Below are 18,056 nucleotides of genomic sequence, written 5' to 3'. Positions count from 1 at the left end.
GAAGAGGGATGGGATAGATATCAGGGCTGCTGGTAGATGTCGGGGATACCGTCGTTGTCGTCGTCGCGGGTCTCTCGTTCTTCGATGACCCGGTAGGTGCGGTTGCGCAGTCGGAGCACGATCGACGCCAACATTGCTGCGATGACGGTGCCGGTGAGGACCCCGATCTTCACGTGATCTCCGCGCACGGCGTCGCCTGCGAACGCGAGTTCGCCGATCAGCAACGAGACGGTGAATCCGATACCGCCGAGCATCGCGACTCCGAGTACGTCCCACCACGTCAGATCAGTGTCGAGTTCGGCTTTCGTGAACTTCGCGGTCAGGTAACTCATTCCTACGATGCCGATCACCTTCCCGATCACCAGACCGGCGACAATGCCGAGGGCGACGTGGTCGGCGAGAGTGTCGACGAATCCGGTGAGACCGCCGATGGTCACGCCTGCGGCGAAGAACGCGAACACCGGGACAGCCAGCCCGGCGGAAAGTGGCCGGATGCGGTGCTCGAAGTACTCCGCGAGCCCCGGTCCGGCATCCGGCCCGCCCGCTGCCTGGCTACGCAGTACCGGAACGGTGAATCCCAGGAGCACACCGGCGACAGTTGCATGCACTCCGGACTCGTGCACCAACCACCATGTCGCCAACGCGAGGGGAATGAGAAGCCACGGGCTGCGCACCCGCCGCTGTACTGCAAAAGCGAACGCCGCCAACGGAATCAACGCAAGTCCGAGGTAGGCGAAGTTGAGATCGTCGGTGTAGAAGATCGCGATCACCGTCACTGCCAACAGATCGTCCACGACGGCCAGCGTGAGCAGGAACGTACGTAGCGCTGTCGGAAGGTGAGATCCGACGACGGCGAGGACCGCGACAGCGAACGCGATATCGGTTGCTGTCGGGATCGCCCATCCGTTCAACGCGCCGCCGCCGGCATTGATGTTGATCGCCACGAAGATGAGGGCAGGAACGATCATGCCGCCGATTGCGGCCATCACCGGAAGCGCCGCACGCCTCGGGTCGCGCAGATCACCGGCGACGAATTCGCGTTTGAGTTCGAGACCGACGACGAAGAAGAAGATCGCCAACAATCCGTCCGCTGCCCACGCCCCTAGCGAAAGGTTCAGGTGCAGACTCGATGGGCCGACGGTGAAGTCACGCAACGAATCGTATGCATCCGACCAAGGAGTATTCGCCCAGATCAGAGCGGTGGCCGCAGCGATGAGCAGGAGGACACCACCCACGGTTTCCTTGCGGAGCACCGCGGTGACGCGTTGAGTTTCGGGCCAAGACCCGCGGGAGAACAACGGTAAACGGGAGAAAGGGGAGGTCATCACTGACTTTCAGGCCTTGCGCACCTCCCAACACATGAGGAGAGGAGATGCGCTTGGTGAACCACCCACGCAGGAGCAATTCCGGTCACAGAAGGCAAAGCGACAGCACCACGATGGACACTTCCCGCCCGAATTGCTGTGAAATCAGGTCAGGAAGGCGGGAGCTGTCAATGATGAGAAGGTGGGCAGCCGGCGAGTTTGCCGTGAGCATTCGTACCCCACGAGGTGGTGTAGCCGTTCGTCCCACCCGGGCGCAGATTTTCTTCGAAGAACATCATCGACGGCTCGTGAAACCGAGTAGATGCACCCGCTTCCTCCGTCGGGTCGCTACTCGTGATCATGGCACCGGACTCGCCACGAGGAGTCGCATACCGGATCTGCACAATGCCATTCTACCTGGCAACGGGGTGTCCACGACCCACTGCCGCAGCTGGGCGAACGGAGGGTTCTCTGCCGACGAAGGCGAGCACTGACTTCAGACTTACGCCACCAACCGTTCGGCGGCGCCACGGCGAAAGCATCTTTTCGCATCGTCTTGGATGAACGAGCTGTTGCTACTCCTGACCCGAAACCTGTTGCTACTCGTGCCCCGAAACCCTGCGTGAACAGCGATCGGCAGCTCCTTGCGACTAGGTCATCTCTGCGAATCGTTCGACCTGAGATGTCCGGCCGGCAACGATGAGTTGATCACCTTCACGGACGATGGTGTCCTGCGTTGTGTGGGTGAATTCTCCCCCCTGATGTTTGATGGCGACGACGGTGATTCCGAACTTTGCCCGCAGGCGGCTGTCGGAGAGAGGTTGATTGATGGTCGAGGCTGGAGCGAGTGTCTTGACCATCGCGTAGTCCTCTTCGAATTCGACATAGTCGAGCATGCGGCCGGTGACAAGGTGAGCGACTCGCTCACCCATGTCGTGCTCGGGCAGCACTACATGGTGGGCTCCTACGCGTTCGAGGATCCGTCCGTGTTGTCGACTTGTCGCTTTCGCCCAGATCCTCGGAATTTCGAAGTCTGCGAGTAGCGAGGTGGTGAGAATGCTCGACTCCAGGTCGGTTCCGATGCTTACGACCGCGTGGCGGAAATCAGGTACACCGAGCTGTTCGAGCGCTTCCCGGTCGGTGGTGTCCGCGACGGCGGTGTGGGTGAGGCTTTCGGAGTAGCGCTGGACCCGACGCGGATCGGAGTCGATACCGAGTACTTCGGATCCGTGCAATACGAGTTCTCGCGCGAGCGAGCTGCCGAAGCGGCCAAGCCCGATCACGGTCACGCGCGTGCCGTGTCGTTTGTTTGTCCTAGCCGACAATGGGTCGCTCCTCCGGTAGTTCGTAACGTCGTTCGCGCTCGCGTAGGGCAAGTGCCGACGCCAGGGTTATCGGGCCGAGTCGCCCGAGGAACATCAGGGCAATCAGTACTACCTGTCCCGATGGTGGGAGATCGGCTGTGATTCCGGTGGACAGACCGACCGTGCCGAAAGCCGAGACGACCTCGAACAAGACGGCGTCGAGATCGAAATCCGTCATGAGCAAAATGGTGAGAGTGCCGGACATTACCGCTCCGACTCCGAGCAGTGCCACCGTGATCGCCTGGCGTTGCACTGTCGCGGCGATACGGCGGCCCATGACGTGGACCGTCGGTTCGCCGCGGACCTCGGCGAAAATCACGAACGCCAACAGAGCGAATGTCGTGACCTTGATTCCGCCGGCGGTCCCTGCACTCCCACCTCCGACGAACATCAATACGTCGGTGACCAGTAGTGAAGACGGATGCATTGCTGCGACATCGACGGAGTTGAAACCGGCGGTACGCGGGGTGACCCCGTGAAAGACACCGGTCAATACTCGTCCGCCCACGCTCAGCGAACCGAGCGTGGCGGGGTTGCTCCATTCGATGGCCGTGACTGCAACGATTCCAGCGCCAGCGAGCGCCCCGTACGTGAGCAGAGTGATCTTCGTGTGAAGGGACCACCCCGGTCGTGCTCCGTTGGCGGCAATGGACCGCCGTATCGACCGAGTCACTTCGAAGATCACCGGGAAACCCAAACCGCCAAGTACGACAGCACCCATGATCGGCACCATGATCCACGGATCGGTGGCGAACCCGACAAGGCTGTCGGTGTAGAGAGCGAACCCGGCATTGTTGTATGCCGAGATCGAATGGAACACACCCAAATATGTGGCTCGGGCTAACGGCTCGTCGTATCCGAACCTGAAGCGAGCGGTCAAGGCGATCGCCGTCACGAGCTCGACGAGCAGGCTCAACCTGATCACCCCGATGACCACACGTTTGCTCTCGCCCAGCCGTAAGCTCTTCGTTTCTGTCTGTGCCACCAATTGCATCCGAAGACCCATCCGGCGCGCAACGAGGAGCCCCAGCATCGACGCCAGCGTCATGATGCCCAGACCACCGACTTGGATCAGGCACAGCAGCACTACCTCACCGAAGGACGACCAGTGTGTGCCTGTGTCCACCACAATCAGTCCGGTCACACATACTGCGGACGTCGCAGTGAACAAAGCTGTAAGGAAATCGGTTCTTTCACCACTCTCGGATGCGACGGGCAGCATCAGCAGTAGAGCGCCGATGACGGTTGCGGTTCCGAATCCCGTCGCCACCAAACGCGTCGGATGGCGAGCACTGGGGATCAGACGCGAAACCCACGAAGCTGCGGCGGGCCACATCACACTCGGCAGTCTCGCTGCGGCTGCGCTGTTCGATACGGCGGCCGAGCAATCGGGCAGCTCCATGTCCGGATCGCGGTTTTCTCGAGGGGCTTTCGCACGCCGCTGACGTTACAACAGCGACAGGACCAAGCATCGTTGGAAACGGCGGACACCTCCGACGCCCAGAGAAAAGTCGTCCGAGACCCCGCGTCCAGATCCTGCTCCTCGCGCTGGTGATGGCCGCGCAAGAGTCCCGCATGGTCAAAGACGCGTGGCGATCCAAGCCATGCAGCGTCGACCGGTATCTCAGTTTCCTGATGGAATAGGGCTACCACCCTCGCAGCCGTCGAGGAAATAAACGGCTTCCCAGCACGCGAACCGAGATATGCGATTCACGTGTGATCGGGCGGTCGTACGTCTCGCCAGTGTCGAGCGTATGTCACACATTGTGGGAGGGCGGCACTCAGCTCACGTGAGCATGCGGGTGAAAACGTCCGCGCTCTACATGTCCGGGTATCTTGATGCAGCCCAACAGTTTTGGGTCAAAATGCACGACGGCCAATGGCTGGCTTGTAGCCATAGTTCGTGGCTGACCGTTGACCGTGTGACAAGCCTGCCCGGCGACCCGGACACTTGCAGTGTCCCCCAAGAGGATGCTCCGCTGCGCTCCGCTCTGTACAAGCGAAAGATCCTTTTTCCTTGCTGTCCTTCCGATCCTGATCGACGGCGGTCCCGGCGCAACCCCTGACGGCTTCGCCGATTGGCGACTCTATGTCTCGGCGCTCAGGCCGATGATGTGTTCCGCGTGTTCTTCGCCCCAATCGCCAAGGGTTCGTAGCGCGTCGTTGAGGCTTTGCCCGAGGGCAGTCAGTGAGTATTCGACTCGAGGTGGTACCTCTGCGAACACTTCGCGGTGAACGATGCCGTGGGACTGAAGTTCTCTGAGCTGCTGTGTCAAGACTTTTTCGCTCACGCCAACGATCGACCGGCGTAGTTCGCCGTGGCGCTTCGGACCGTCGTGGAGTTGCCACAAAATCAGCGGCTTCCACTTTCCTCCGACGACGGAGACGGCCGCATCCAAGCCGCATGAGTATTTGCTCCCCGCGAAAGTTGCTGCCATAGCGCAATACTGCCATTGAGGTGGCTACCGCACTTGAAAGTGGGTACTTGTGGTCGGGGCTGCAAGCACCCACCCTGGCGGTATGAAAATTTCAGTCCTCGGACTCGGACACATGGGCACCGCGATCGCGACTCACTTAATCGACGTGGGTCACAAGGTAACCGTCTGGAACCGCACACCGTCGCGGGCAACGCCCTTCGCCGACCGCGCACTTCTCGCCGCTAACCCTGCAGAAGCCTTGGCCAGTGCGGATCTAGTCGTCGTCTCGACCCTCGACAACAAGGCAGCGCGAGACATTCTTGTCTCGGCGGGATATGCAATACGCGGATCGCTGGTGGTCAACCTCAGCTCGGACACCCCCGCCAGTAGCCGAGCTCTGAGTCAGTGGGCTCACGAACGCGGAGTTCGCTACCTGGCCGGTGTCATGGTGACGCCGTCGACAATCGTGGGGCAAAGCGGATCAACGATGCTCGTCGCCGGAGACGAAGCCGACCTCGATTCGGCGCTGCCAGTTTTGACCACCATCGCCCCCACCGTGACGGTGCTGGGAAATCGACACGAGCTCCCCGCGTCATTCGACACAGCACTGCTCGGCGTGTTCTGGACCACGCTCGCAGCGTGGGCACATGGCACCGCACTGGCGAGAGCTCACGGAATCGATGGCAAATCGATCGCTGCCCAGCTGACAGCAATGGTGCAGCTCGCTGCAGACATCGGCCCTGGCTTCGCACGAGACGCCGACAACCGGACATATCCAGCCGATACCTCGACTATCATGTCCGCCGTAACGACGATGCAGCATGTGACCACCGCATCGAAGGACGCCGGCGTGGACTCTTCCCTTCCCGCGGCCGTGACGGCGCTCTACGAACACGCGGCGAGCGGGCATGACACCGACTCGCCTTCTCGAGTGACCGAGGCAATGTGACCCGTGTAGCGGGGAGTCTCGCTGACGCGGCCAGGAGATGCGCGAGCGTCCTTGACCTCAAGCGAGAGGTGCGAGATCTCAAGGAAGCCAACGAAATCCTGAAGGCTACATCGAGCGCGGCGGCTACGTATCGGGTGTGCGTGAGCGCGCAGGGACGTCATCGTCAGCCCGATCAGGTCGTGCGGAGTTCTCCGGAGCGGTATCTGCTGGAGCTGTGGGAACAGCACCCTGCGCCGTTCGCCGTGCTCAGATCCAAGAACTGGACCACGGACGAGGTCACCAACCACATCGCGTAGCTGCACATATCGGCCGAGGGCGAGATAGCTTGGGAAACGGCTATCTCGCCCTCCTTGCGTCTCGAATGGCACGCCTCTATCTCAACTCGACGTCCTATACCTGATGGGTGCGGTCATTGACCGGCAATACACAAGTTGGCCGGAATTACCGTGCGAGTCACCGATGCCGGCGGAACCAACCTCGTAGAGATCGACATGCTCGTGACCGCCGACGCCGTCACCGAAGTGCCGGCTACCATTTGAGCCGGGCAATTACGGACACGCGAAAAGGGCCGGTGAGCAATGCGCTCACCGGCCCTACGCGTACGAACTCGACCTATGTCACCAGTCCTGGAGGATGTAGATGTTGTTGTTCCAGATCGCAGGATCGGTGAGCGAGAAGGAGATCTCACCTCGGTGGGACGCTGCTTCCTCGACCAACTGATCGATGCTGGCGTAGACGTACTGGCCGTCGCCTTTGTAGATCGAGTCTTCGCCGAGGGCGATGCTCCAGTAGTCGTTCGGAACAACCTCAAGGAAATCCGCGGCATTGGTGTCGGCAATGAATTGAGTTTCGTTCGGATCGAATCGAATGCCGACATACCCGTTGCCGGAGTACGGGGTTGCGGCAGAAGCTGCACCCGCCTCGAGGAGTGCGACAGCACCGGCTGCGACAGGGACTAACAGTGCAGCTACGGCCATACGTGAACGAGACATGGAAACCTCCTGCGACGCGAAGGCTGCATCGACCGCAACCAACTTGATGTAACTGACGGTATCGCAAAATCCGGTAACCAAACATTTGCGACACAATGACGTCGGTCACGTCAGCGGTAGCGCGAAAGGCTCGCAATCTGGCCATTCATACTTTATGACTAGGCGAGACAAGGCTTATCGCACCTTCGGTGCGGACGTGGAAACGGACCGCTTGCCGCTTTCAGGTCCAGATGAGTAAATGTCTGGCACTCAACCCGGTCGGTCGGATCACCGACTGCATCCGCCTGCCCGGCGGCCCGGCCACCTGCGGTGTCCCCCGAAGAGAACGCCGCTTCGCTCCATTCCGGAAAAGCGTTCTATTTGTTTCCTTACCGTTTTGCTGGGCGGTACTGGCCGAACATTTGTAGGTTCGGAGCTGCCTGGGGACGCCGGGTATGGCTCTTTTTGTTTCTGCTGTGCGCATGGCTGAAGGAGAATGGCCACCCGGTGTTCTCGACGACTCGACCGCTCATTGAGAGACGCGAACCATATCGCTGTGTAAGGACACGACGGAGAGGTCGTCCACCAGGTCGTTAGTCGAATCGAGAACCTAAGAGGAACGCAAGAAACCACTATGGCGGGCATCGATGCAGGTAAAGCCCACCACCACTGCGTGGTGATCGACAGTAACGGAACGCGATTGCTCTCGCGCCGCGCCGCCAACGATGAGGCAGATCTGACGACGCTCGTCGACAACGTCCCCGATCGCGATCGGATACGCATACGCTCGGTGGATGGCGCGCAGGGTGGTGTTTGATCCGACTGAGCGGGAACTGTTCGATGAGCAGCGGCAAGGTTTCGACTGGACGCTTCTGCAGTCGGGGTTCGTGTTCCGGTACGCCACTCGGTTCCAGTTCGACAGCGCGTGCACACGACTCACGGACCTCGGCTATCTGGTGCATGAGCTCGAAGCGCAGGAATGGACCTCCGTTACGGACATGCACGCCGCGTTCGCAGCATCGATGTCGTTTCCGGACTACTACGGAAAGAACCTGGATGCGTTCAACGATGCCCTCAGTGATGTCGCGACTTTCAGCTATGGCAGCGATCCTGCGACGGTGGGAACCGTCCTTGCGATCGCGGACTTCGACGTGCTGCTGCACATCGACCATCGCACCGGCCGGAGCATCCTGGAGATCTTCGCAAGGCAGGCGCGTCTGGCGGCTCTCTACGGCCATCCGATGCTGTGCTTGGTGCAGACAATTGCGGCTGATCTCGGGACGGTCGGAGATGTCGACGTCTACGAGGGCACGGCGTGGGACACACCTCCGGATCTGCCGGTCCCTTTCGAGGAAGCCGACGTCCTCGAATTCGGGTTTCAGATCTACGCCACGTCCGATGAGGCTGCCGACTATGTGTCCGCACTGGATCAGGTGATCGCACCCGTTCTCGGCGAGATCGGTCGGTGGCAGATTCTCGATCCCGCACTCGTACCGGAGAATTCAGTCCGTTTCCACCGAGAACATCCCAGTACACGGCGACAGCCCGGCCAGCAATTCTGGGACGTCTTCATCGGTGTCCGCGGAGTGGGGGATGCCCTGGCGCTCGGCGAAGAGATCTTTCGCGCCGTCGAGCGGGCGGGCATGCTCTTCGAACAGATGTCACAGACCTTGTACAACATCGGCTATCAGGAAGCCGCGTTTGAGAAGTACCAGGAGTTGGCCGACTTCCCGAACGGTAACCGGCAAGCGGATTCGTGACTGGTCCCCGATCCGGTAACGGATAGTGAGCGGACTGAAGATTCCGACGGGTTCGTGAGAAGCAAGCACTGACTCGATGTTGAGAACCCGCAGGTCAGGTGCACATTGAGGTGACACCGAGTCGTCGAACCTACAACACCGATCGTGCCGCCACACGCGATCGCAATTGTAAGATTGCGGACGAATTGGATTGTTGCACTACAGGTGACGACTTTTCAGTCCAATCGTGACCGCCTATGCGAAGGCGCTAAAACGTCGCCGCTGGGTGAGAAACTGTTTGCCGTTTACGTTGCTGGAAACCCGATCAAGGCGGGGATGGCCGTCGAGTTCTGCCGTAACGTCGGTTCGGATTGGTATCCATGTCGGCGAACAGGGGGAGTTATGCCGTGGTTGTTGTCGGTTCTCGTGACGATGGGGCTCGCTGGGGCGCTGCCGTTGGCGTCATCTGCCCCGGCTCACGCCTGCTCATGTGTCTACGCGCCTGACGGACCCCAGATCGTCGAGCAGGTCTCGGCTGCAGCGTCGGTCTTCACCGGAACCGCGACGGCGAAACGCGTTGACGGTAATACCGGGCTATACGAGTTCGATGTGCGCGAGGTTTTCTCGGGTGATGTCGGTGCGACGACGGTCGTATCGTCGTACGGGCTGAGTGCTTCTTGCGGCCGCGGTTTCGAGATCGGGACCGAGTACATCGTCTTCGCTTCCGCACCCGAGAATCCCGCTGCATCGTGGTCGGTGAACAGTTGTTCGGCAACAACCGAATCGAGCAACGAACGCACTCACTCTGCGGCGGTGGCCGTCTACGGATTGCCGCGAACCCCGGATCCTCAGAGAAGTGTCGGCATCGACGACGCCGACACTTCTCTGAGGTGGGTCATTGCCGCTACATGTGGAACCGTTGTGCTTGTGATGGTCCTGCTTGGCTGGCGGATGAGGGTTCGAGGTCGTGACACATCGGTTTCCGACAGCGATCAGCCGAGGTAGCTGTCTACACCGTGCCCTGTCATTCGGACTGGATCCGCCCCAGTCGAGTCGGCACCGATGCGGGTTCGGCTCCGGATTCGAGAAGTCGACACTTCCTCAGGTCACAACGATCTTTCGTTGACGAACGATAACCTTCCCCGATGGGCGAGCGCGGAATGTGTGGCGGTAGGACGCGTCGGACTGACGCGGTAGTCATCTCTGCGTGTGCCATCGTCATTGGGCTTGGCGTATGTGCGATTGCGCTGGTTGCCCCGTGGTTGGGTGTAGTGGGCAATTCCCGGGGGAGGTTTGTGCGCTGATCGTTTACCGTGGGGGACTCCGGAGAATCCGCCGTATCCGGGGCCTGCTGGTGTGCGGGCTGTTCGGTGGTGGTGGCCGATCGGGGTGGCCTGTGAGGGTGCTGATCCCGAGGTGGGTGTGAATGTCCGTGTCCTGCCTGAAGGCTGGGGTCCGACAGTCGTTGCGTGTCTTTCGCTCTCACTCACTTTCCTGGGTGCGGTCGTGCTCGCAGTGCAATTGAAGCGACCGACAGTTCGTTAGCCGTAGCGGTCGGGCCGAGGCGCTGTTCTCGAGTGGCGGGCACGTAGAAATCACGTTCGATCCTGGGCGAATTTCTGCCGATAGATTCGAATGATGGCTCTTACCGACTCGCCGGCTGGCTTGTATGAAGGTCCTTCGCGCTCATGCACCGGTCACGGCCACGCTGGTGTCGTCGCCAGCCGCCGTCACTGTCGGGGTGTGTGCCAGTTGCGGATTGCGGCGACGAACTCGTCAGGGGCGTCAGATTCGACGTAGGTGCCTGCGCCTGTGACGATCACGGTTGTGTGGTCGGGGAACGTAGTTTCCAGGCGTTCACGCTCCTGCCGGCGGAAGGCGATGTCCGCGTCACCCCACACGATCAGTGTCGGTAGGTGAGCGAGGTCGGGGAGGCCGGCTTCGACTTCGGTGAAGAAGTCGCGGCTGGCGAGGATTCGGCCGGGAAGCACAGCGGTGGCTTGTCGTCGCTCTGGAGTATCGAGGGCCAGTCTGTAGTGGGTCATCTCGGCTGTGGTCGGTTTCCGGCGGTGGTGCCCGGTGGGGAGGAAGGCGTTGACGAGCAGGTTGTGCCGGCGAACCAGGAAGCGGATCGGGAGGCTGCCCATGATGCGAGCGAATGCCTCGAAGTGGAGAATCCCGTTGACCGGCCACGCCCAGGAGTTGACGAGTACCAGTCGATCGAAAACACCCGGTCGCCGCTGGGCGGCGGCCAGTCCGATCGGCCCGCCCCAGTCCTGGCCGACCAACGTGACGTCGTCGAGGCCGAGTGCGTCGACGAATCCGGTGACGACGTCGGCGTGTTCCTCTGGAAAGTAGCGGTAGCCGGGCTTGGGGGTCGAGAGGCCGAAGCCCGGGTAGTCGAGGGCAATACATCGAAAGTCGGAGCGGAGCGCACTGATCGCCTCGCGCCAGAGGAATGACCAGGTCGGATTGCCGTGCAGCAGAAGTAATGTGGGGCCGGATCCCTCGTCGACGTAGTGGACGGTATTTCCGTCGATGTTGACGAATCGACTCTCGAACGGGAACAAGTCGTCGTCGACCCAGGATGGCCTTGTTGTCGTCGTCATGCGCGCCCCTCGCAAAGTGGATGGTTGATATAGTGAAGCACACTTTATTTTCGAAAGTAGGTGTTATGAGCCGCGACTATGGCCAGTACTGCGGACTCGCCCGAGCTCTCGATGTGATCGGTGACCGGTGGAATTTGCTGATCGTCCGGCAGTTGTTGCTGGGGCCTGCTCGATACGGTGACCTACGCGAAGCGCTCTCCGGCATCGCCACCAACCTGTTGGCCGGCCGCCTACGCGACCTCGAGACCGCTGGTGTGATCGAAAGACGCCTGTCCGAAGGCGGGAATGCCATCACCTACGCCTTGACGCCGTGGGGTGCCGAACTTCGCGAGCCGATCAACGGACTGATCCGGTGGTCGACGCCGCTGATGATCCGCGGTCCAGAAGACGACGAGTTCCGGCCCGAGTGGATGTTGCTGGCCCTTCAGGCCTTGTTCACCGGCCGTGTCCCAGTCGGTCAGACAGCGCCGGTGAACGTCTCGGTTGCAGACCACTTCATCCAACTCCGCGCCACACCCACAGGTATCGATGTCGGTCTGCCGGACGGGCGGGATGTCGGCGCCGTTCTGAGTGCCGAGGCCCCGATCGTGCTGGGTCTGGCAGCAGGAGTGCTGACCATCGACGCCATCGCATCAGCCGTCGTCATGGACGGTGACATCGCCGCCCTACACACGATCTTCGAAGCTCCCCGCGCTACGGCAGAGCTCTAGACATGACCCTCGGCGGCATCGGAGGGGGAACGGTAGTTGTCATCTCAGTTCATGAGGTCGGCGCGGCGGAGGAAGGTTGTCGCTTCTTCTGCAGTTTGCAGACTACCTGCACTGATGTCGATGTTGAGTCCGTTGATGGTGTGGACGTAGTGCACGGAGTTGACGGCGTCGCGGTATTCGAGGCGCGCTGCTGCGGTGTGTGTGGTGTTTTCGGTGACGAGTTCGGGTCGGTCCCCGTTGCGCCAGTCCTGGAGTGTTCGTTCGGCTTCGGCCTTGTTCACCCAGACGAGATAGACGATGTTGTTGTCGGAGAGCCCTCTGTTCAGTGGTGATGCGGAGGAGACGGTGCAGAAGAGGTAGAGGTCGCCGGCTTCGGTGTTCGATCCTTGTGAGCAGATGCTGCTCTGGGCCAATGCTAGTGGGAGCGTGGCTGTGACGGCGTCCATCGTGGTGTGTGTTCCGCCCGTCAGAGGTGCATGCGATGAGGCTGTGGGCAGGCTGTTTTCATCGACGGGTGTGGTGCCGCAACTGGTGAGGAGGAACATTGCTGCGGCGAACGCGATCAGATACCGGACCCGCGGTGTTTTCAATCTCTTGGCGGATCCTGAACAAGACGACATTTCAGCATTATTCCTGATGTGCGGCAACGCTCTTCGGGTAGGCCGGTGAGACAGTCGACTAGCCGATTCCCATCCTCACACTCGAACTTGACCTTGCCGGAGCGCTTGGTCTAGCGCGTATCGGTGGCCTTGCTGTTCATCGACTGGGCCGTCGCGGCGGCCACCGGCGGCCCGAATGATCTCTTCCATTGCGCGACCGTTCGACGTAGCAAGTGGTCGGGAGAAGGACGGTGGGGTGTGCCAATGATCTTGGACAGTGAATCTCGGGATGAGAGAGGATCTGTACATGACCGAGAAGCGTCGTCAGTTCAGCCCGCAGTTCAAGGCGGAAGCGGTGCACATGGTTGTCGGACTGGGACGTTCACTCGCCGTTGTCGCCCGGGACCTGGAGATCAATCCGGGCACGCTCGGTAACTGGGTCAAGGCGTGGCGCGAGGAGAATCCCGACCCCGCGACCGCGACGAACCCTGTGGAGGCGGCACGTGTGGCGGAGATGGAGTCAGAAATCCGCAGGCTGCGGATGGAAAACGAGTTTCTGAAAAAAGCCGCGGCCTTCTTCGCCAGGACACACCCGTAGCCGAGCGTTGCGCGTTGATCGAAGCGGAGAAGGCCAACTATTCGATCGGCTGGATGTGCACACTGTTGGATGTGCCGCGGTCGACGTTCTATGTCTGGCGTGGCCGGGTCGAGACACCGACTGCCTCGCGCAGGCGAGGGTTGCGCGAGCAGGTCAGGCGGGTGTTCGACACGTCGCGGCAGACGTACGGGTGCCGGCGCGTGGCCGCCCAGTTGAATCGGGACGGTTTCGAGGTCAGCGTCGGCACCGTCGCCGGCATCATGCGCGAGCTGAGATTGTGCGCGGTGCAACCACGTGCGTACAAGCGGACCACGATTGCCGGCGAGGTGGCGGCGATCCCGGACCTGATCGACCGGGACTTCACCGCACAGGTTCCGGGCGCGCGTCTGGTCGGTGACATCACCTACCTACGCACCAGTGAGGGATGGTTGTATCTGGCGACGGTGATCGATCTCGCGACGCGGATGGTCGTCGGATGGCAGGCCGCGTCGCACATGCGCACGTCGCTGATCGTCGACGCGTTGCAGATGGCCGTCACCGGTGGGCACGTCAGGACGGACGCAGTGTTCCATTCAGGTCGCGGAAGTCAGTACAGATCAACGAGATTCGCAGAGTTCGCCGAGTCGAAGGACGTGCGAACCAGTGTCGGACGAACAAGGGCGTGTTGGGACAACGCGGCGGCCGAGTCGTTCTTCGCGACCTTGAAGAACGAGATGTACTACCGGCGAACGTTCGGCACCCGGAGCCGGGCACGGTTCGCGGTCGCCGAGTACATCGAGGTGTTCTACAACCGGCAACGTCTGCATTCGACGCTGGGCTATCGCACCCCCGCGGAAGCCCTCGCCGAGTATCGAAACGCAGCTTCAGCTGCCTGAAACCGCCGAGTCGCTGTCCAAGAACCTTGACACACTCCATGTTGCTCACAGCACCCCCTCTGGTGGCGGTATTAGCAATGCGAAAGTTGGTTTCCTGGTTTGAGGTCGCCGCACTCGTCGGTTTGTCCGTCGTCGGGATGGCGAACTGGACTTCCGTGTGGGGATCGCTTCTTTTTGCTGTTCCCCTGGCGGTGGTTGGTTCGGTCTCTGCCTCACTACAGAAGGCCATCCCGCGCCAGGGAAAGCCACAGAGTGGTTCTGCGACAGTTGCGGCGTAGACAGAGTCCGCCCAGGTGAAGGGCCGAACTGTGGAGAACAAGCGTGAAGGGAACCGCATGTGGGGCAACTGTGGGCAAGTATCGACGCGATAAGAACCATCATCATTGTGTGGTGATCGACAGCGATCGGTGTCGTCGTCCCTGCGCCGGGTTCGCGTCATGGCAGTCGTCGAGAAAAATGCCCCGAGCAGCCGGATCGAGACAGTGCCAATCGGGGTCCTCATCAATGGCGTTGACAGACGGTTTCGTGGAGATATCAGACCGCTTTCTTCCGTCCAGGCACGTTCATGCAGCTTCCCGTCGGATGTGAGGTGCTGATCCTTGTTGAAGGGGCTTGACGGCTCGCTTGTTGCGATTCGGTTCGGGTTGGTTGGATCGAATGGGCTTGCGTCACTTGAGCTGGGCAAGTTGGTTGAGGACGATTTCTGGTATCGCGGCGGCGGGGATCTGAGTGATGTAGAAGTCGTCCGGGGGAAGTATTGATTCTTCTCCGAGCCAGTAGCTTTCGGGGAGGACACTCCCGCGGGCGGTCTGCTGATGGAGCGTTACACCGTGGGAGTCGCGCATTCCGACGACGAGTCGGTAGTGCGCGGTGATATTGGTGATCGGGGTGTAGGAGTCGAACGCGACCGGTGTCGCTGGTTCGGAGGGGTTTATTGGTCGGTCGTCGAGGAGTATCGCGGAGAAGGGAAGTGCTGCGAAGCCGCGTAGCCAATCCGCGACGTACATCGACGAGTTTTCCGCGTCGTCGGCATCGAGGCTGTCGAGTTCGGAAGAACCCGAATAGTTATGGGTGGCTCGCAGCCACTGCATGGGCGAGGGGATCTGCAGGACCACTGGTCCTGATGCCATCGCGGTCAGTGTTTGTGCAAGATCGATGGCGCTACGGGTGAGGTCCTTGTCTGCGAGCATGGTTCGCAGGGCGTATCCGGTCCTCGTCTTCTGGGACATTGCATCCCGCAGGGTGGGGTTCAGTTCGAGGTGGTGGTCGTAGAAGGGGCTCAGGTCGAAGATGGCCAGGTCGGGTTTGAGTAGACCTTGTGCTTGATTGAAGTAGCGGGCGTAGCTGGTGGGGTCGTCCCAGGGGGCTGGCCGATTACGCAGGAACACTGATTGCGCGTACTTGTGGTGATCGAGTAAAAGTGCCGTGGCGCGGCCCGAGGGTGGTGTGGCGATTGTGGTGAGAAGGCTGGTGGACATGATGGTCTTCCTCGGAGGTTGGTGCGACACCGCGCGGTGATGCTGGCGCCGACATGGTGCAGGGGTCGGCGGTGCATCACCGCGCGGTATCGGCAGGGTCAGGACTTGTGCTGGACTTCCTCGCCACACTTGACTTCGAGTTCACGGACTCGCTTGCTCAGTTCCTCGATCTTGAGTACGCGACGGTCTGGAATCATGATGAGGGGCAGATCCTCGAGCCGTGCGGTCACTCTCTCCGGCTCACTCTTACCCCAGTGAGTGGCAACGAGTTGGTCGTTGTCATCGCCCCAAGAACCGAAGTACAGCAACTCTTGTGGAGGTTCGGGCTTGACGAACTCGGCCACGAATTCCTTGTATGGCTTGCCCCGCTTCAAACGGTCCCGACGCATCCGTGCGCGCAGCGCGATTGTGTCTTCCTCGCGGACGACGAAGGTGTCGGGTTCGTAGACTATGCCGTACAGTTCGCCGGCCACCTTGTCCGAGATTCGTGCGAGCTGCAAATCTGCCATCACAAGCTCGGGATCGCGCTCGAGGATGTCGCCGTATCCGCCGCCGGAGCCTTGGCTGATCATGTACAGCTCGCCTTCTTTGGCGACGTCGAACTGGAGTCCCATGTGGCCGGTCAGATATTTGCCGCCCTCGTAGGGCTGTTCATTCATCACGCGTTCGATGGACAGGTCGAACTGTGACGGATCTTTGCGGATGATGTCGTAGATGTTGATGTTCTTGACCATCGACAACGGATAGGTCGGGCATCCGTAGCCACCGAACATTCCACTGACCGACGAGAATTTCGATCCGGAAGTCACGGTCATGAACCCCCAGCTGGGGGTGCCGCGTGAGGCCACGATCATTTCGTAGCCCATTCCGCCGCGGTACTTGCCGAAGCCCTGATTGTCCTTGACCAGCCGCTTGGAGACCAACTGCAGGAATGGTACCTCCTCTTCCATGACCTCCTGCTCGGCGATATCGGCCATTGCGCAGAACAGGGGAGCGACGCCATCTTCGCCGTCCCGGAAAGCCTTCGCGCCTCCGCCCATTCCGTTCAAGTCCGCACACAGGTTGCCCACTTGCTCGCTGTGCTGGGTGGTTCCGCCCCACAGGAAGTTGTTGATCTGGTTGAACCAGGGGGCGATGACGTTCGAGTACTTGGTGGGTGCGGAGAATTGCAGCTTGGCATACGCGGTTTGCAGGGCCGAGAAACCACGGAACGAAGCCTGCAAGGATTGACCGACGGGCGCGTCGTATCCAGCGTCGGCCCAGGTGTGCTCCTCCGAGATGACCTCGATGGGCGAGAGCGCGCCGGTGCTGCGCGGCAGATCCGGCCACCAGTACGACAGAATTGCTTGGGTCATGAACGACTTGGTCGACCCGAGTGGCGAATTGATGGCCCTGTTGAGGATCTCGGGGCCAGTGCCGGTGAGATCGACGATCATCCGGTCGCCTTTGATGGTGATCTTGCAGGCGAACTTGATCAAGATGTTCTCTTTGAGAGTGGAGTCGACGAACTGATTGAACGTGACCGTGCCGTCGGGTAGATCCGAAATGCGGCGCCGCACTTCGGCTTCGACGTTCTCAACCGTGCTCCGGAGGGTGGAGACGAACGCTTCCTCGCCGACCTCGTCGATCAGGCGGTTGACCGTGTCCATTACCCGGCTGACGGCGCCCATCTTGACCTTGATGTCGGCGAGCATCAGCTTGGGGTCACGGGTGGAGTGCTGGAGGAAAGTCAACAGGTCTCGGCGCAGGCGACCGCCTTCGACGATTTTGATCGGCGATGCGCGTAGCCCGTCATCGAAGGGAGTTTCGGATCCCGAGGGCATACCACCCGGCTCGCAAGCACCGTTTTCACCCTCGTGGATGGTGGCCCCCACCCAGGCGATGATCCGGTCGTCCCGCATGACCGGCACCAGCATCGACTGGTCGGTGTTGTGGACCATGCCGAATCGGGAATCATTGTGAAAGAAGCCATCTCCCGGCCGAATTCCTACGGTCGGTTCGTCTTTCCAGTTCTTCATGATGTAGCGAATCGGGTGATGCAGGACCGCGGAGAACGCGATGACGCCGCGGTTGGAAAGGTAGCTGACGTCGCCCTCAGCGGTATAGACGGCGACCGATAGGTCGGCCCACTTTGCGCCCGGCGCCGCGCCCATGCTCTCGCACATCTCGAATGCCTCGTCCAGCGAGCCGGCGAGACGTTTGCGGATTCGATCGGCCTCGATAGGATCCGTATCAGAGGTCATACAGTAGTTTTCGTGCGCTGTGCGTGCCGCGATCTGGTGGTGTCGCATGATCTCGGGATCGGGGCCGAGGAACAGGGTGGTCTCGTCCATGAACTTGTCGACCCACTGCTGCTCCTGTGCGCTGAGCTGTTGAGCGTCGTCGCGGTCCGTGGATGGTCCGCTGCTGCCGTTGTCCAAAATTGTCATGATGTTTGGCTCCT

Annotated in this window: 16 protein-coding genes; 7 read left to right on the top strand and 9 right to left on the bottom strand. The window is 60.8% G+C overall.

Annotated elements, in window-relative coordinates; translation table 11 throughout:
• Window positions 1-20 precede the first annotated feature (20 nt).
• From nhaA to ACSW29_RS23500, 4 genes are all read right to left on the bottom strand, one after another.
• Complete coding sequence (gene nhaA, locus ACSW29_RS23515) at window positions 21-1,325, bottom strand: Na+/H+ antiporter NhaA (protein ID WP_448278422.1); 1,305 nt, start codon at window positions 1,323-1,325, stop codon at window positions 21-23.
• Between the two features lie 629 nt (window positions 1,326-1,954).
• Window positions 1,955-2,593: a potassium channel family protein gene (locus tag ACSW29_RS23510; RefSeq protein ID WP_317829357.1), complete on the bottom strand. Its 639-nt coding sequence runs from the start codon at window positions 2,591-2,593 to the stop codon at window positions 1,955-1,957.
• Window positions 2,594-2,618: 25 nt separating this feature from the next.
• A complete protein-coding gene (locus ACSW29_RS23505; RefSeq protein ID WP_448278552.1) occupies window positions 2,619-4,004 on the bottom strand; it encodes a TrkH family potassium uptake protein in 1,386 nt (461 codons plus the stop codon).
• A gap of 751 nt (window positions 4,005-4,755) precedes the next feature.
• Window positions 4,756-5,106 carry a winged helix-turn-helix transcriptional regulator gene (locus ACSW29_RS23500; protein ID WP_448278421.1) on the bottom strand — a complete coding sequence of 117 codons (351 nt, stop codon included), beginning with the start codon at window positions 5,104-5,106 and terminating at the stop codon, window positions 4,756-4,758.
• An 82-nt stretch (window positions 5,107-5,188) separates the two neighbouring features.
• Between ACSW29_RS23500 and ACSW29_RS23495 the strand changes: the two genes are divergently transcribed.
• Complete coding sequence (locus ACSW29_RS23495; protein WP_347875382.1) at window positions 5,189-6,034, top strand: NAD(P)-dependent oxidoreductase; 846 nt, start codon at window positions 5,189-5,191, stop codon at window positions 6,032-6,034.
• The gene (locus tag ACSW29_RS23490; RefSeq protein ID WP_448278420.1) at window positions 6,031-6,330 is read left to right on the top strand and encodes a hypothetical protein; all 300 of its coding nucleotides are present in this window, start codon (window positions 6,031-6,033) and stop codon (window positions 6,328-6,330) included. The genes ACSW29_RS23495 and ACSW29_RS23490 overlap by 4 nt, the downstream gene beginning before the upstream one ends.
• A gap of 321 nt (window positions 6,331-6,651) precedes the next feature.
• On the opposite strand, the gene ACSW29_RS23485 is transcribed toward ACSW29_RS23490, so the two are convergent.
• A complete protein-coding gene (locus tag ACSW29_RS23485; RefSeq protein WP_448278419.1) occupies window positions 6,652-7,026 on the bottom strand; it encodes a hypothetical protein in 375 nt (124 codons plus the stop codon).
• A 613-nt stretch (window positions 7,027-7,639) separates the two neighbouring features.
• Here ACSW29_RS23485 and ACSW29_RS23480 point away from each other — a divergent pair.
• From ACSW29_RS23480 to ACSW29_RS23470, 3 genes are all read left to right on the top strand, one after another.
• Window positions 7,640-7,822, top strand: coding sequence for an IS110 family transposase (locus ACSW29_RS23480; protein ID WP_448278418.1), 183 nt, complete (start codon window positions 7,640-7,642; stop codon window positions 7,820-7,822).
• Entirely contained in the window at window positions 7,800-8,765 is a 966-nt protein-coding gene (locus tag ACSW29_RS23475; protein WP_448278417.1) for a barstar family protein, read from the top strand. Before ACSW29_RS23480 ends, ACSW29_RS23475 begins: the two co-directional genes overlap by 23 nt.
• A 381-nt stretch (window positions 8,766-9,146) precedes the next feature.
• Window positions 9,147-9,749, top strand: a complete 603-nt coding sequence (locus ACSW29_RS23470; protein WP_448278416.1) for a hypothetical protein — start codon at window positions 9,147-9,149, stop codon at window positions 9,747-9,749.
• 725 nt (window positions 9,750-10,474) lie between these two features.
• Here ACSW29_RS23470 and ACSW29_RS23465 read toward each other — a convergent pair.
• Window positions 10,475-11,353, bottom strand: coding sequence for an alpha/beta fold hydrolase (locus ACSW29_RS23465; RefSeq protein ID WP_448278415.1), 879 nt, complete (start codon window positions 11,351-11,353; stop codon window positions 10,475-10,477).
• A 65-nt stretch (window positions 11,354-11,418) separates the two neighbouring features.
• Between ACSW29_RS23465 and ACSW29_RS23460 the strand changes: the two genes are divergently transcribed.
• Window positions 11,419-12,063, top strand: coding sequence for a winged helix-turn-helix transcriptional regulator (locus ACSW29_RS23460; protein ID WP_448278414.1), 645 nt, complete (start codon window positions 11,419-11,421; stop codon window positions 12,061-12,063).
• 44 nt (window positions 12,064-12,107) lie between these two features.
• On the opposite strand, the gene ACSW29_RS23455 is transcribed toward ACSW29_RS23460, so the two are convergent.
• Window positions 12,108-12,653: a hypothetical protein gene (locus tag ACSW29_RS23455; RefSeq protein ID WP_347875375.1), complete on the bottom strand. Its 546-nt coding sequence runs from the start codon at window positions 12,651-12,653 to the stop codon at window positions 12,108-12,110.
• Window positions 12,654-12,969: 316 nt separating this feature from the next.
• Between ACSW29_RS23455 and ACSW29_RS23450 the strand changes: the two genes are divergently transcribed.
• Window positions 12,970-14,135, top strand: a protein-coding gene (locus tag ACSW29_RS23450; RefSeq protein WP_448278413.1) for an IS3 family transposase whose coding sequence is annotated in 2 segments (ribosomal slippage) — window positions 12,970-13,228 and window positions 13,228-14,135 — 1,167 coding nt in all. Because the reading frame shifts where the segments join, the coding sequence is not laid out codon by codon here.
• Window positions 14,136-14,803: 668 nt separating this feature from the next.
• Here ACSW29_RS23450 and ACSW29_RS23445 read toward each other — a convergent pair.
• Both ACSW29_RS23445 and ACSW29_RS23440 read right to left on the bottom strand, forming a co-directional pair.
• A complete protein-coding gene (locus ACSW29_RS23445) occupies window positions 14,804-15,613 on the bottom strand; it encodes a hypothetical protein (RefSeq protein WP_054831509.1) in 810 nt (269 codons plus the stop codon).
• A gap of 98 nt (window positions 15,614-15,711) precedes the next feature.
• Window positions 15,712-18,042: a hydantoinase B/oxoprolinase family protein gene (locus ACSW29_RS23440; RefSeq protein ID WP_230817076.1), complete on the bottom strand. Its 2,331-nt coding sequence runs from the start codon at window positions 18,040-18,042 to the stop codon at window positions 15,712-15,714.
• Window positions 18,043-18,056: the final 14 nt, after the last annotated feature.

The organism is Rhodococcus sp. GB-02, from assembly GCF_053470465.1.
The sequence above is the reverse complement of the archived record's forward strand: the minus strand, read 5'-3'. Positions and strand labels throughout refer to the sequence as shown.

Excerpts from the sequence above, each read along its gene's own strand:
- ACSW29_RS23465 (WP_448278415.1), bottom strand. The coding sequence starts at position 11,353 with ATGACGACGACAACAAGGCCATCCTGGGTCGACGACGACTTGTTCCCG.
- ACSW29_RS23495 (WP_347875382.1), top strand. The coding sequence starts at position 5,189 with ATGAAAATTTCAGTCCTCGGACTCGGACACATGGGCACCGCGATCGCG.
- ACSW29_RS23470 (WP_448278416.1), top strand. The coding sequence starts at position 9,147 with ATGCCGTGGTTGTTGTCGGTTCTCGTGACGATGGGGCTCGCTGGGGCG.
- ACSW29_RS23485 (WP_448278419.1), bottom strand. The coding sequence starts at position 7,026 with ATGTCTCGTTCACGTATGGCCGTAGCTGCACTGTTAGTCCCTGTCGCA.
- ACSW29_RS23460 (WP_448278414.1), top strand. The coding sequence starts at position 11,419 with ATGAGCCGCGACTATGGCCAGTACTGCGGACTCGCCCGAGCTCTCGAT.
- ACSW29_RS23480 (WP_448278418.1), top strand. The coding sequence starts at position 7,640 with ATGGCGGGCATCGATGCAGGTAAAGCCCACCACCACTGCGTGGTGATC.
- nhaA (WP_448278422.1), bottom strand. The coding sequence starts at position 1,325 with ATGACCTCCCCTTTCTCCCGTTTACCGTTGTTCTCCCGCGGGTCTTGG.
- ACSW29_RS23500 (WP_448278421.1), bottom strand. The coding sequence starts at position 5,106 with ATGGCAGCAACTTTCGCGGGGAGCAAATACTCATGCGGCTTGGATGCG.
- ACSW29_RS23445 (WP_054831509.1), bottom strand. The coding sequence starts at position 15,613 with ATGTCCACCAGCCTTCTCACCACAATCGCCACACCACCCTCGGGCCGC.
- ACSW29_RS23505 (WP_448278552.1), bottom strand. The coding sequence starts at position 4,004 with ATGTGGCCCGCCGCAGCTTCGTGGGTTTCGCGTCTGATCCCCAGTGCT.
- ACSW29_RS23440 (WP_230817076.1), bottom strand. The coding sequence starts at position 18,042 with ATGACAATTTTGGACAACGGCAGCAGCGGACCATCCACGGACCGCGAC.
- ACSW29_RS23475 (WP_448278417.1), top strand. The coding sequence starts at position 7,800 with ATGGCGCGCAGGGTGGTGTTTGATCCGACTGAGCGGGAACTGTTCGAT.